8 protein-coding genes are annotated in these 14,266 nt (G+C 69.2%); 6 read left to right on the top strand and 2 right to left on the bottom strand.

Translation table 11 applies throughout. The features are described 5' to 3' along the window. Nucleotides 1-18: 18 nt before the first annotated feature. Entirely contained in the window at nucleotides 19-2,433 is a 2,415-nt protein-coding gene (locus AC1U89_RS14885) for a glycoside hydrolase family 3 N-terminal domain-containing protein (protein ID WP_479900468.1), read from the bottom strand. A gap of 190 nt (nucleotides 2,434-2,623) precedes the next feature. Here AC1U89_RS14885 and AC1U89_RS14880 point away from each other — a divergent pair, with 190 nt between their 5' ends. The 3 genes from AC1U89_RS14880 to AC1U89_RS14870 all read left to right on the top strand — a co-directional run bounded on the left by AC1U89_RS14880 (nucleotide 2,624) and on the right by AC1U89_RS14870 (nucleotide 6,680). Next, nucleotides 2,624-3,886 (top strand): SGNH/GDSL hydrolase family protein, encoded by a 1,263-nt coding sequence (locus AC1U89_RS14880; RefSeq protein WP_479900467.1) that lies wholly within the window; start codon nucleotides 2,624-2,626, stop codon nucleotides 3,884-3,886. Nucleotides 3,887-4,006: 120 nt separating this feature from the next. Continuing rightward, entirely contained in the window at nucleotides 4,007-5,179 is a 1,173-nt protein-coding gene (locus tag AC1U89_RS14875) for an alpha/beta hydrolase (protein ID WP_479900466.1), read from the top strand. Nucleotides 5,180-5,306: 127 nt separating this feature from the next. After that, nucleotides 5,307-6,680, top strand: coding sequence for a glycoside hydrolase family 28 protein (locus AC1U89_RS14870; RefSeq protein ID WP_479900465.1), 1,374 nt, complete (start codon nucleotides 5,307-5,309; stop codon nucleotides 6,678-6,680). Between the two features lie 200 nt (nucleotides 6,681-6,880). Here AC1U89_RS14870 and AC1U89_RS14865 read toward each other — a convergent pair whose 3' ends face one another. Continuing rightward, complete coding sequence (locus AC1U89_RS14865) at nucleotides 6,881-7,771, bottom strand: LysR family transcriptional regulator (protein ID WP_479900464.1); 891 nt, start codon at nucleotides 7,769-7,771, stop codon at nucleotides 6,881-6,883. Nucleotides 7,772-7,864: 93 nt separating this feature from the next. Here AC1U89_RS14865 and AC1U89_RS14860 point away from each other — a divergent pair, with 93 nt between their 5' ends. The 3 genes from AC1U89_RS14860 to AC1U89_RS14850 all read left to right on the top strand — a co-directional run bounded on the left by AC1U89_RS14860 (nucleotide 7,865) and on the right by AC1U89_RS14850 (nucleotide 14,252). Next, entirely contained in the window at nucleotides 7,865-9,061 is a 1,197-nt protein-coding gene (locus AC1U89_RS14860; protein ID WP_479900463.1) for a mandelate racemase/muconate lactonizing enzyme family protein, read from the top strand. Between the two features lie 62 nt (nucleotides 9,062-9,123). Further along, nucleotides 9,124-10,401, top strand: a complete 1,278-nt coding sequence (dctA, locus tag AC1U89_RS14855) for a C4-dicarboxylate transporter DctA (RefSeq protein WP_479900535.1) — start codon at nucleotides 9,124-9,126, stop codon at nucleotides 10,399-10,401. A 71-nt stretch (nucleotides 10,402-10,472) separates the two neighbouring features. After that, nucleotides 10,473-14,252: a LamG-like jellyroll fold domain-containing protein gene (locus AC1U89_RS14850; RefSeq protein ID WP_479900462.1), complete on the top strand. Its 3,780-nt coding sequence runs from the start codon at nucleotides 10,473-10,475 to the stop codon at nucleotides 14,250-14,252. The last annotated feature ends 14 nt before the right edge of the window (nucleotides 14,253-14,266 follow it).

The following is a 14,266-nucleotide window of genomic DNA, read 5'->3' as shown; positions in this document are numbered from 1 at the left end:
CCGTCCCCAAGAGACACGCTAGGCGACCGTCAACGTCGCCGGCTTCAGCTGGGCCGAGTTCGGGCCCGACAGCAGGGTGAACTTGCCCGGCTCGACCACGCGCTTCATCTCCAGGTTCCACAGCGACAGGTCCAGCGGCGAGACCTCGAAGGTCACCGTCTGCTTGGCGCCGGGGGCCAGGGTCACGCGCTTGAAGTGCTTCAGCTCCAGCAGCGGACGGGTCACCGAGGCGGCCTCGTCGTGGATGTAGAGCTGGACCACCTCGTCGCCGGCGACCTTGCCGGTGTTGGTCACGTCGACCTCGACCTTGACGCTCTCGTTGGTCCCGATCTGGTCCTTGGCCGGACGCGGGGCCGAGATGTCGAAGGTCGTGTAGGACAGGCCGAAGCCGAACGGATAGAGCGGCGTCGTCTCGTCGAACAGATAGCCCCGGCGCGAGGTGGGCTTGCGGTTGTAATAGATCGGCAGCTGGCCCACGTCGCGAGCGATGCTGACCGGCAGCTTGCCGCCCGGATTGGCGCGGCCGAACAGGATGTCGGCGGCGGCGTTGCCGGTCTCCTGGCCCAGGTACCAGCCCTCGACCAGGGCGTCGGCGCGCTGCGCCAGCAGGTTCACCGACAGCGGACGGCCGTTCAGCAGGAACACGACCGTGGGCTTGCCCAGGTCGAAGATCGCCTTGGCCAGGTCGTTCTGCTGGCCGACCAGGTCCAGGCTGTCGCGGTCGCCCAGGTGGTTGTCGCCCCAGCCTTCGCGGCTGGTCTGTTCGTTGTCGCCCAGCACCATGACGACGACGTCGGCCTTCTTGGCCACCTCGACGGCTTCGGCGATCAGCTTGGCGTTGACGGCCGGGTCGACCAGCTTGACCTCGTCGGCGGCCCACACGCGGCTTTCGGTGATCCGCACGGCCTCGGCGTAGTCCAGGGCGAAGCCGCTCTTCTTGGCCTCGGCCTGCAGGCCGTCCAGGATCGAGACGACGTGGCGCGGGATGTCGCTGTAGCCGCCGATCGGGGTATCCTTGGCGTGGGTGCCCAGCAGGGCCATGCGCTTGAACTTGGAGGGGTCCAGCGGCAGCAGGCCCTTGTCGTTCTTCAGCAGCACGACGGCCTTGCGGGCGGCCTCGCGGGCCAGGGCGATGGCGTCCGGCGCGGCCGTCTTGGCGTCGGCCGTCTTCTCGTMGGCGAAGGGGTTCTCGAACAGCCCGCCCTCGAACTTCATGGCCAGGACGCGCTCGACGGCCTGGTCGACGGCGGCCTGCGGGACGCGGCCCGCCTTCACCAGCTCGGGCAGCAGGGCGTAGGCCTCGCCGTCCGGCAGCTCGACGTCGACGCCGGCGTTCATGGCCATCACGGCCGTCTCGCCCAGGTCGTCGGTCAGCTTGTGGCGGGCGATCAGTTCCTTGATGGCGAAATAGTCGCTCTGGACCGAGCCCTTGTAGCCCCACTCCTTGCGCAGGATGTCGGTCAGCAGCCAGCGGTTGGCGTGCGAGGGCACGCCGTCGATCTCGTTGTACGACGGCATGACCGAGCGGACCGGCAGCTCCTTCACCGCCCGTTCGAACGGCGGGAAGAAGTTCTCGCGCAGGGTGCGCTCGGCGATCTGGGCCGGGCCGACATTGGTGCCGTTCTCGGGCTGGCCGTGGCCGGTCATGTGCTTGAGGGTGACGAACACCTTGTCGGGGGCCAGCGGCAGGGTCTTGCCCTGGAAGCCGCGGATCGCCGCCAGGCCGATCTCGGCGCACAGGTGCGGGTCCTCGCCGTAGGTCTCCTCGATGCGGCCCCAGCGCGGGTCGCGGGCCACGTCGACCACGGGGGCCAGGGCCAGGTTGGAGCCGCGGGCCCGCATCTCGCGGGCGGCGACGGCGAAGACCTTTTCCGTCAGCTCGGTGTCGAAGGTCGAGGCCAGGGCGATGGCCTGCGGGAAGCTGGTGGCGTCGCGCGCCACATAGCCGTGCAGGGCCTCGTCGTGCATCAGCATCGGGATGCCTAGGCGCGTCTTCTCCGTCGCCCACTTCTGGGCGGCGTTGATGTAACGGGCGGTTTCCTTGGCGTTGCGGTTGACCGAGCCGTCGTCGGCGCCGGCCGCGGCGTCGACCACCGTGGCGGGCTTGAGGCCCTTGCGGTCGGTCGGGCGCGAGATCTGGCCCAGGCCGTTGGGGAAGTTCTTGCTGGCCTCTTCCGGCGAAAACTCGCCTTCCGGGGTCTGGATCTTGGCCTTGGTCAGCCAGATGCCGACCAGCTGGGCGGCCTTCTCTTCCAGCGTCATGCGCGAGAGCAGGTCGCGGACGCGCAGTTCGACCGACTGGGTCGGGTCCTTGTAGAGGGGCTTGTCGCCCTTCCCGGCCTTGGGCGCGGCGGCGCGGGCGAGGGTCGAGGTCGCGGCGGCCAGGGCGGCCAGGCTGACGCCGAGCGTACGGCGGGTGACGGTCTGGCTCATGATCTCTTTCGTTTCCCCACGATGGAACGGACCGTCGAACGGACGGTGGCGGCGTTGCTCGCCGACGTTGGCCCACAGTATGGAAGGAGAGGTCTGACCACTCAAGTTTTTTATGGTACCGGTCTCATTTCCTCGCCTAGAGTCGGGGCGAGCAGACAAAGACCCTTCGTCGGATGGGCTTGGAGGAAGCATGGATATCGGTAAACGCGCCCTGGTCGGGCTGGCGATCGCGCTTTCGATCGGCGTCAGCCCCATCTCGATCGCTCACGGCGCGCCCAAGCCGAAAGAGGCCGAGCACTGGGTGGCCTCGTGGGCCACGGCCCAGATGATTCCCGCCGCCAAGGACGCCCTGCCCGCCGCCGACGTCACCGACGGGACCCTGCGCCAGACGCTGCGGCTCAGCACCGGCGGCGGCAAGATCCGCATCAAGCTGTCCAACGCCTTCGGGACCGAGCCGCTGAAGCTGGCGGGCGTCCACGTGGCCCTGGCGGCCGCCCCCGGCTCGGCCCGCATCGACCCGGCAAGCGACCGCGCCCTGACCTTTTCGGGCCACCCGGAAACGACGATCCCGCCCGGCGCCGAGTATCTGTCCGACCCGATCGACTTCCCGGCCGCGCCCCTGGCCAACCTGGCGATCACCATCCGCTTCGACGGCGCCCCGCCGGCCCAGCAGACCAGCCATCCGGGCTCGCGCACCACCTCGTGGTTCGGACCGGGCGACCAGCTGACCGCCGCCGAACTGACGAACGCCAAGTCGCTGGACCGCTGGTTCGTGATCGCGGCCGTCGACGTCCAGCGCCCGGCCGGCGCCAGCCTGGTGACCTTCGGCGACTCGATCACCGACGGCTACGGCGTCACCACCAACGGCAACAACCGCTGGCCCGACATCCTGGCCGCCCGCCTGCAGGCCGATCCGCGCACGAAGGGCGTGGGCGTGCTGAACGCCGGCATCGGCGGCAACCGCCTGCTGCTGGACGGCCTGGGCCCCAACGCCCTGGCCCGTTTCGACCGCGACGTCCTGAACCAAGCCGGCGTGAAGTACGTGATCMTGCTGGAGGGCGTGAACGACCTGGGCGTCCTGACCCGCGACCAGCCCGCCACCCCGGAGGCCCACGCCGCCCTGGTGGCGCGGATGATCGCGTCGTACGACCAGATGATCCGCCGAGCCCGCGAGCGCGGGATCAAGGTCTACGGCGCCACGGTCATGCCGTTCGCCGGCTCGGGCTATTACCATCCCGACGCGCTCAACGAGCAGGACCGCCAGGCGGTGAACGCCTGGATCCGCACGCCCGGCCGCTTCGACGCGGTGATCGACTTCGACAAGCTGACGGCCGACCCGGCCCATCCCAGCAAGCTGTCGCCGGCCTTCGATTCCGGCGACGGCCTGCATCCCTCGCTGGCCGGCTACAAGGCCATGGCCGACGCGGTGCCGCTGGCGCTGTTCGCGCACTGAGCCGCTGCTCGCGCCCGATCTCGCGCCATGTCGGTTCGGCATGGCGCGAGATCGGTTCGGCATTGGCCAACACCCCCTGCCCGTTCCACCTTCCGCGTCAAAGACCTGGGAGGCGGTGAAATGGCGAGCATTCGAGGCCGGCGCGGCTTGGCGATCGTGGCGGCGCTGGGCTTCGCCGTCACGAGCCCGGCCCTGGCCGCCGCCCCGTCCAAGGTCGCCCCCGCGGGCATCGCCGACGTCGGGACCTTCTTCGTCGGCGGCCATTACGCCGAGGGCGGCAAGGTCATGACCGGCCAGGCCCACGTGCTGTACCTGACGCCCGCCAAGCGACGCCACAGGACGGCCCTGGTGTTCATCCCTGGCGCCGGCCAGACGATCACCAACTTCCTGTCGACGCCCGACGGCCGCCCGGGCTGGGCCAAACAGTTCGTCGAGCAAGGCTGGGCGGTCTATCTGATGGACCAGCCGGGACGCGGCGCCTCGGGCTATGACGACAAAGCCTACGGCCCCGCCAACCGCCAGCCGCCGGACTTCGTCGCCAAGCGCTTCACCGCCCCGCAGGACTTCGCGCCCATGGACGGCCAGTCCCAGGGCTGGCCCCAGGCCAAACTGCACGACCAGTGGCCCGGAACCACCGGCAAGCCGGGCGATCCGGTGTTCGACCAGTTCTACGCCTCGCAGGTCTCCAGCGCGTCCGGCGCCGTCTCGGCCAAGCTGGTCGCCGATGCGGGCGCGGCGCTGCTGGACAGGATCGGCCCGGCCGTGATCGTCACCCACTCCCAGTCCGGCGCGTTCGGCTGGGCGATCGGCGAGGCGCGGCCGGACCTGGTCAAGGCCATCGTCGCGGTCGAGCCCAGCGGCCCGCCGTTCTTCGGCGCCCCGCCGCCCTGGGGCGACAGCGACCCCGACAAGCTGAGCCGCCCCTGGGGCCTGACGACCACGCCCCTGACCTACGATCCGCCCCTGGCCGATCCCGCCGACCTGGCCAGGGTGCAGGAGGCCGCGCCCGAGGGCCCCGACCTGGTCCGCTGCTGGCGGCAGGCCGAGCCGGCGCGGAAACTGGCGAACCTGTCGCGCTTCCCGGTGATGATCCTGATGTCGGAGGCCTCGTACCATTCGGGCTACGACCACTGCACCGCGCGCTACCTGACCCAGGCCGGGGTGAAGACCGATCTCGTCCGCATGGCCGACCACGGCCTGCATGGCGACGGCCACATGCTGATGCTGGAGAAGCACAGCGCCGAGGCGGCCGCCCTGATCGAGACCTGGCTGGAAGGCCGCAAACTGGATTGAAGCCGCCATGCCCGTTCGGCATGACCTCGACCGTCATCGGCATGGGCGCTGGACCGCGACGCGCCATAGACTGCGCCGCCGCCAGCGACGCGCAGCCGTCGCGACGAACCTTAGGGATGACCGACCGATGAAGACCTCGACCGCGCGCCGCCTGATGCTCGCCTCCGCCGCGCTCGCCGCCCTGGCTTCCGGGACCGCCGTCCACGCCCAGTCGGTCAACCGCTTCCCGGACAAGGTCTGCGACGTGCGCGAGCACGGGGCCGGCGGCACGCGCATCTGGTTCGACACCGAGGCCTTCCAGTCCGCCATCGACGACTGCGCCAAGGCCGGCGGCGGCACGGTGCGGGTGGTGCGCGGCGAATATCTGATCGGCCCGATCTGGCTGAAGTCGAACATCCGCCTGGACATCCAGAAGGGCGCCGAGGTGCTGGCCGCCACCGACCCGGCCCTGTTCCCGCAGGGCGAACGGGCCGGTCTGATCAATGTCGACCGCGCCGACAACGTCGCCGTGGTCGGCGAAGGCCTGATCGACGGCCAGGGCGCGGTCTGGTGGGAGCGCATCCGCGCGACCTGGCGCGCCAGCCCCGACTTCGCCACCAACGGCCAGGCCCGCCAGCAGCAGAAGGACGATCGTCCGCGCCTGATCCTGGTCAGCCACAGCACCAATGTCCGCTTCGAGGGCGTGCGGATCGAGAATTCGCCGTCCTTCCACCTGGTGCTGAACGACAGCGACCACGTGACGATCGACCGTGTACGGATCACCGCCCCGTCCAGCGCGCCGAACACCGACGCCATCGACCCGATCAACAGCCGCCACGTGGTGATCACCAACAAYGTCATCAGCGTCGGCGACGACATCGTGGCGGTGAAGTCGAGCGGGCCGGACCCGCGCTATCCGGACGCGGTGTCGTCCGACATCCTGATCTCGGGCAACACCATCCTGGCCGGTCGCGGCATCTGCATCGGCAGCGGCACCAGCGGCGGCGTCGCCCGCGTGCGGGTCGAGAACAACAGCTTCGACGGTTCGATGTACGGCCTGCGGATCAAGACCATGCGCGGCAAGGGCGGCAAGGTCCGCGACGTGGTGTTCAAGGACAACCGCATGACCGACGTCGAGACCCCGCTGGTCTTCACCAGCTACTACGAATACCGCCCGCTCGACATCAAGGCCGCCACCGCCCAGCTGAAGCCGGGCGGCTTCATCCTGGGCAACCAGATCTGGCCCGGCCCGGACGACGCGGCCCAGCCGGTGGTCGCCGACAAGACGCCGGACATGGACGGGATCGTGGTCGACGGCCTGACCGCCACCGGCGCCGACCTGGCCGGCATCGCTGTGGGCCTGCCCGAGCGGCCGATCGCGGGCCTGACCCTGCGCAACGTGAAGATCGAGGCCAAGCGCGGCCTGCTGATCCGCAACGCCGCCGTCACGACGGCCAGGACCGTGGTGGCCGCGGCGGACGGAACGCCGTTTAAGATCGAGGCCGGCGGATCGGTGAAGTAATCCCCCCAACCCCGCTCATCCCCGCGAATGCCGGGATGAGCGGTTGAAGCTATGCCGATCGGGCATGACGCTAGGCCGGATCGGCATTGGCCGTCACGGCCCATATAACCCTAAGTTGCACACGTCGCCGTCAGGGGCGACCCACGTCCATCACTGTGACACCAGGGCGCCGATAGTCCCCCCCATCGGCGCCCTTTCTTTTATCGCGCCGCCAGCTCGCTCCAGAACGCCTCGGCGGCCGGGCTCTGGCGGGTGATCGGGCGGAAGACGCGGATGTCGACCGGGATCTCCAGGTCCGCGCCGCCGGCCCGCACCAGCCGCCCCAGGGCGACCTCGGCCTCGACCAGGCTGACCGGCAGCCAGGCCACGCCCCTGCCCTCGCGCGCCATGGTCATCAGGCTGGCCGCCAACCGCGCCGAGAACACCGTGCGCAGCCCCTGGATGCGGTCGGCGAAACGCTGGGCCTCGACGATCCGCCCCAGGCCCGACTCGTCGCTATAGGCCAGGTACGGGACCTCCTCGGCGCCGTCAGTCAGGCTCCAGCGCGGCTTGCCGTCGGCGTCCGGCGCGGCGAACGGCGCCAGGGCGTCCTGGCCGACCACCGCCGAGCGGAACTGGGCCCCGAACCGGCTGGGGGCGGCGGCGTGGTGATGACACAGCAGGAACTGCGCCTCGCCGTGCATCATCAGCTCCTCGCAGGCCTGCATGCTGTCGGAGATCAGCCGGATCGGACCCATGTTGGTCCCGGCCTCCAGGTCGCGCATCCACTGCGGAAAGAAGGTGAAGGACAGGGCGTGGGTGGCGGCGAAGCGCAGGGTGGCCGCCTCCTGCCCGCCCGCCTCGCGGCTCTCGCGGCGCAGCTGGATGATCCGGCGGATCAGTTCGTCGGCGCCGGTGCGGAACTGCTGGCCGGCGGCGGTCAGGGTGACGCCCGGCGTGGCCCGATCGAACAGCGGCGCGCCCACCCAGTCCTCCAGGGCCCGCACCCGGCGGCTAAAGGCGGGCTGGGTCACGTGCCGGTTCTCGGCCGCCCGCGAGAAGTTTCCCGTCTCGGCCAGGGCGACGAAATCTTCGAGCCAGATCAATTCCATAGGTGATGCCTGTTGCGCATAGCGATCGCCGAGAACGGCATTGGCTCGCGGTTTTCCGCTTGCCTAGGGTCCAGTCACCAACTGGAGAACACCGTGCGTATCCTCGACATCCGCGAGAAGACCGTTTCCATCGCCTCGCCGATCGCCAATGCCTATATCGACTTCTCGAAGATGACTTGCTCGATCGTCGCCGTCATCACCGATGTGGTGCGCGATGGCAAGCCGGTGATCGGCTACGGCTTCAATTCCAACGGCCGGTATGGCCAGGGCGCCCTGATGCGCGAGCGCTTCCTGCCGCGCCTGGCCGAGGCGGCGCCCGAAAGCCTGATCGACCAGGACAACGACAACCTCGACCCGTTCGCCATCTGGAAGACCCTGATGACGAACGAGAAGCCCGGCGGGCACGGCGAGCGCTCGGTGGCCGTCGGCACGCTGGACATGGCCGTCTGGGACGCCGTGGCCAAGATCGCCGGCAAGCCGCTCTACCGCCTGCTAGCCGACCGCTATCGCGGCGGCGTGGCCGACGACAAGGTCTGGGTCTACGCCGCCGGCGGCTACTATTATCCGGGCAAGGACGACGCCCAGCTGCAGGCCGAGATGCGCAGCTATCGCGACCGGGGCTACAAGGTCGTGAAGATGAAGATCGGCGGCGCGTCGCTGGACGTCGACCTGCGCCGCATCGAGTCGGTGCTGGAGATCGTCGGCGACGGCCGGAACCTGGCGGTCGACGCCAATGGCCGCTTCGACCTGGAGACGGGCCTGGCCTACGCCGAGGCCCTGAAGCCCTACAACCTGTTCTGGTACGAGGAGGTCGGCGACCCGCTGGACTACGCCCTGCAGGCCGAGCTTTCCAAGCACTACGACCTGCCCATGGCCACCGGCGAGAACCTGTTCTCGCACCAGGACGCCCGCAACCTGCTGCGCCACGGCGGCATGCGGCCCGACCGCGACTACCTGCAGTTCGACTGCGCGCTGTCATACGGCCTTGTCGAATATCTGCGAACGCTCGAGGTCCTCGACCAGAACGGCTGGTCGTCGCGTCGGATCGTGCCGCACGGGGGGCACCAGATGTCGCTGAACATCGCCGCCGGTCTGCACCTGGGCGGCAACGAGTCGTATCCGGACGTCTTCAAGCCGTTCGGCGGCTTCGCGGACGGCATATCGGTCGAGAACGGCTATGTGGGCCTGCCCGACGTCCCGGGCGTGGGTTTCGAGGCCAAGTCGAACCTGATCGCCCTGATGAGGACCCTGACCGAGGACGTCACCCTGGCCAGCATCAGGGCCGCCTAGAACGACCGGACGACCAGAAGACCCGGCGGCCAACGCCGGGCTTCCTTCAAGGGGAAACGACCATTCCGACGCTCAAGAGACTGCTCTCACAGATCTACGTGCAGGTGCTGATCGCCATCGTGATCGGCGCCCTGGTCGGTCTGTGGTTCCCCCATGTCGGGACGGCGCTGAAGCCCCTGGCCGACGGCTTCATCAAGCTGATCAAGATGCTGCTGGCGCCGATCATCTTCGGCACCGTGGTGGTCGGCATGGCCAAGATGGGCGACCTCAAGGAGGTGGGCCGGATCGGCGTCAAGGCGCTGGTCTATTTCGAGGTGCTGTCGACCATCGCCCTGGTCATCGGCCTGATCGTGGTCAATGTGCTCAAGCCGGGCGCGGGCATGAACATCGACGCCTCGAACCTGGACGGCCACGCCCTGGCCGGCTTCACCGAGGCGGCCAAGGAACAAGGCGTCGTGCCGTTCCTGATGGACATCATCCCCACCACCCTGGTCGACGCCTTCGCCAAGGGTGCGATGCTGCAGGTCATCCTGCTGTCGGTCCTGATCGGGGCCGGCGTCAGCCAGATGGGAGCGCGCGCCAAGCCGCTGGTGGAGATGCTGGACCTGTTCCTGGAGGCGATCTTCAAGGTCGTGGGCATGGTCATGCGCTTGGCCCCGTTGGGCGCCGGCGCGGGCGTGGCCTTCACGATCGGCAAGTACGGGATCGGCACCCTGTGGTCGCTGGCCCATCTGCTGATCGCCCTCTACGTCACCAGCCTGTTCTTCGTGGTCGTGGTGCTGGGCGGGGTGATGCGGGCCGCGGGCCTGCCGTTCTGGGCCTTCCTGCGCTTCATCCGCGAGGAGATCTTCGTGGTGCTGGGCACCTGCTCGACCGAGGCCGTGCTGCCCCGGCTGATGCAGAAGCTGGAGGACCTGGGCTGCGCCAAGCCGGTGGTCGGGCTGGTCCTGCCGACCGGCTACACCTTCAACGCCGACGGCACCTGCATCTACCTGACCCTGGCCACGGTGTTCGTCGCCCAGGCCACCAACACCCACCTGGGCCTGATGGACCAGTTGGTGATCCTGGCCGTGCTGCTGCTGACCTCGAAGGGTTCGGCGGGCGTCGCCGGCGCCGGCTTCATCACCCTGGCCGCCACCTTGTCGACCCTGCACGCCGTGCCGGTCAGCGGCCTGGTCCTGCTGCTGGGCGTCGACCGCTTCCTGAACGAGGCGCGCGCCGTCACCAACCTGATCGGCAACAGCGTCGCCACCGTGGCGATCGCCAAGTGGGACGGCGCCCTGGACATGGACAAGGCCCGCGAAACCCTCGCCGGCCGAAACAAACCTGCAACGTCTTGAAATTAGCGTGGCCCTGAATGACACCGGTTTCCAAAACAAGACTCGATACGAGCGTTTCCAGGGAGGGGCGAGTGGCCCGCGTAAGACAGACCCTTCGGGCCGCCCTGTTGCTGTCGGCCGCGCTGACGGCCGTGCCGGCCTTCGCCCACGCCGCCCCTGAGTCGAAAGACGAGAGCGGCCTGCTGTTCCACCTGACCGGCGACAAGGGCCTGACCGCCGACGTCGCGGGCGGCGTGGCCGTCCCCAACTTCGCCGACAAGGTCAAGATCCAGAAGGACCCAGTCCACGGCCCCTATATCGAGGCGTCCGGCGACGAGACGCTCAGCTGGATGGCCCCGGGCAACATCTACGCCCAGCGCGGCACGCTCAGCTTCTGGTGGCGGGCCCGCGAGCCGGTCGGGACCACGCCCTTCCCGCTGTTCCGCGTCGGCTACGCCGACCACACCAGCTGGGACATGGCCTGGCTGCGCATCGATTGGAACGGCAAGGGCTTCGACGCCTTCGTCACCGACGACAACCTCTCGCGAGTGCGGGTCAGCACCACCGCGCAGGCGCCCAAGCCCGACCAGTGGATCCTGGTCACCTTCACCTGGGACGAGGCCAAGGGCATCGCCCTCTACGTCGACGGCAAGCCGGCGGCCTCCAAGGCCCAGGCCGCCGCCCTCGACGCGGGCCTGGACCAGTTCGGCCCGCACAGCCGGGTGATCTCGCCCCACCAGGTGCAGAGCGCCTACCAGTTCATCCGCGGCGGCGACGTCGACGATATCCGCGTCTACGACCGCGCCCTGGACGACGCGGCCGTCGCCGGCCTGGCCGCCGGCAAGGAGCCCGGCGCCTCGGCCTCGGTCGTCACCGACGCCAAGACCTGGGCCTATCGCTACGGCTGGAACCGCCCGGCCGATCCGCCGCCCTATCTGGCCGACGCCAGGACCACGATCCGCAAGGTCGAGTTCACCGACCAGTACGACATCAAGGAGCGCATGAGCCTGGGCTCGGACGGCATCCCCGAGACCACCTGGCCCGGCGTCTACAACCGCTCCAAGCTGCCCGGCCGCCACGACTATTTCGAGTTGCCGGACTGGAACGTCTATGTGGAGGGCGGCAAGGCCGTCACCTTCACCCTGCCCGACGAGCCCTACAACCGCCTGGAGTTCCAGGGCGCGGCCTACGGGTCGCTGACCACCATCGACGCGGCCGGCAATCAGACTCTTTTGGCCAAGCGGCCCAAGGGCGAGCTGCGCACCTTCAACCAGTTCGCGGCCCTGAAGGGCGGCAAGCTGCGGTTCGACAATGTGGTGCAGGAAACCCCGATCCAGGAGCTGGGGGCCTACAACGTCACCGCCGCCGCCGAGCCGGACGAGTTCACCCTGAGCTACGTCGTGCGCCCCGGCGCCGACCCGGCGACCTATCCGTCGCTGGACGACCTCTCGACCTTCGTGAAGGGCCGGTATCCGGCCGGCGAGCGGACCATCGTCGCCGCCCTGCCCGCCGCCGCGCCCAGCAAGCCGCGCGTGTCGGCCGCGCGCGAGGGTCAGCCCATCGTCCACATCCTGATCCCGGCCGACTTCCGCCTGGGCCGCCCCGGCGGTCCGGTGGGCAAGTTCGAATACGGCTGGCAAGGCGCCGACGTCGGCCTGGACGGCGTGGCGATCGACATCCCCGCCCTGAAGGTCAAGCCGACCCACGGCGAACTCTATCCGCTGAACATCAAGGTCAAGGACCCGCTGTGGCCGGGCCGCGACCTGCTGGACGTCAACGTCTCGGTCAAGCCGGGCGAGGCCCGCACGGTGTTCCTCGACACCCGCGACCGCATCCTGCCCGCCGGCAAGAGCCTCTACCTCAGCATCGCCGGCGCGGGTCCCGACTTCGACGCCGCGCAGCTGGACGGCATGGCCGTGCGCCTGAAGTTCAAGCCGGCCGACGACGCCAAGGCCGAGCACGTCGCCGACCGCCTGGCCCAGGCTCGCGACAACCTGGCCTTCCTGGTCGAGGAGCACGACGTCTCCAAGCGCCTGGCCCGCTACGCCCGCCTGGATCTGGAACTGTCGGACCTCTTGAAGGTCGATCCCAAGAACCAGCACGGCCGCGAGATGTGGTTCGAGCTCAATCCCGAGCAGCCCGGCCCGGCCGTCACCCTGCCGACCGCCCCGGMCGGCGTTCCGAAGTGGGCGTTCCTGCAGGTCGAGGACCTCAAGCGGGTCCGCAAGTTCATCGAGTGGTGGATCGACAATCGCCAGTCGGCCTACGGCGACTTCGGCGGCGGCATCTCGGACGACAACGACCTGACCCACCAGTGGCCGCCCCTGGCCCTGATGGGCGACATCCCGGACAAGGCCACCGCCTCGGTGAACGCCCTGCTCGACGCGGCCTACAAGAACGACATGATGCCCCTGGGCCTGGGCAAGATCAAAACCGACGAGCTGCACTCGTACGAGGAGGCGATCAACCTCAAGGCCGAGGCCATGTACACCAGCTTCGGCGATCCCAAGATCGTCGAGCGGCTGATGGAGACGGCCCGCGCCTATCCCACCGTGATGCACAAGGCCGAGGACGGCCACGTCCACGCCGTCAGCCGGTTCTTCTCGGCCACCGACGTTTCGCGCGACGGCCCATGGGGCTGGTCGCATCCGTACTCCTACCTGATCCTGCATCCCGGCATCGTGCTGGCCGACTTCAACGGCGACCCCACGATCAAGAAGCTGATCGTCGACCTGGCCGACGGCCACCTGGCGCACGGCAAGCAGGACCCGGACGGGACCTGGCGCTTCCCCGAGGACATCCACGCCGCCACCGGCCAGTCGCGCGGCGAGTTGGTCGGCAAGGGCCGCGGCAACGTCTCGGCCATGCAGCTGTTCTGGGCCGCCTGGCGCTGGACCGGCGACGACAAGTACCTGCGTCCGCTGCAGGGCGAGATGGCGCGCACCGGCCTGAAGGGCGTCGACGAGCTGAACAGCGACGTGATCGACATGCTGGGCCTGCGCGACGCCCAGACCCCGGGCCTGAAGGCCGCGATCGCCAAGGGCGCCGACGATCCGTTCCTGCTGTACGAGGCCTGGCGCTCGACCGGCGACGCCGCCTATCTCGAAAAGGCCTATGGCGACGAGATCGTCACCGCCGAACAGCGGATGTGGATGGTCACCGAGGCCCACTGGTGGTCGGACCGGGTGGAGCTGTCCAGCGCCATCCTGCAGCGCTCGCGCCTGGGGGCCATGGCCCTGGCCCGCAACCAGATGTTCCCCGGCGCCCTGGTCAGCTGGCGGTTCGACACCCCGACCGCGGCCGAGGACGTCGGCATCCTGGTCACCGGCGGACAGAAAACCTTCAAGGTAACGGGCTACAACCTCACCGGTCAGCCGATTCACGCGGTGATGACGGGGTGGGACGTCGCGGCCGGCCAGTGGTCGGTGACGCGGGCCGTGGAAGGCGCGAACGAGCCGGCCTCTTCGGCGGCCCTCGAACGCACTGTCGGCCTCGACATGACCTTCGCGCCCGGCAAGACCACGACCTGGGAGTTCACGCTGCAGACCCCCGCCGCCACGCCCGTCACCGACCGTCCCGACCTCGGGATCGGCCGCGACGACGTCAAGGCCGGCAAGTCGGGCCTGACCGTCACGGTCCACAGCCTGGGCGCCAAGCCGGCCCCGGCTTCGATGGTCGTGGTGGAGGACGCCTCGGGCAAGGAGCTGGCCCGGACGACCACCCCGGTCCTGCCCGCCCCGCTMGACCTGAAGCCCAAGACCGTCCAGGTCTCGCTCAAGGCCGKCTGGAAGGCCGGCTACCGGGTCCGCATCCTCACCCCGGCGGGCTCGCCGGAGATCACCCAGCTCAACAACACCGTCATCGCCAACTGACCTGAACCGGAGAC

Source organism: Caulobacter sp. 05T431, assembly GCF_056665975.1.
The sequence above is the reverse complement of the archived record's forward strand: the minus strand, read 5'-3'. Positions and strand labels throughout refer to the sequence as shown.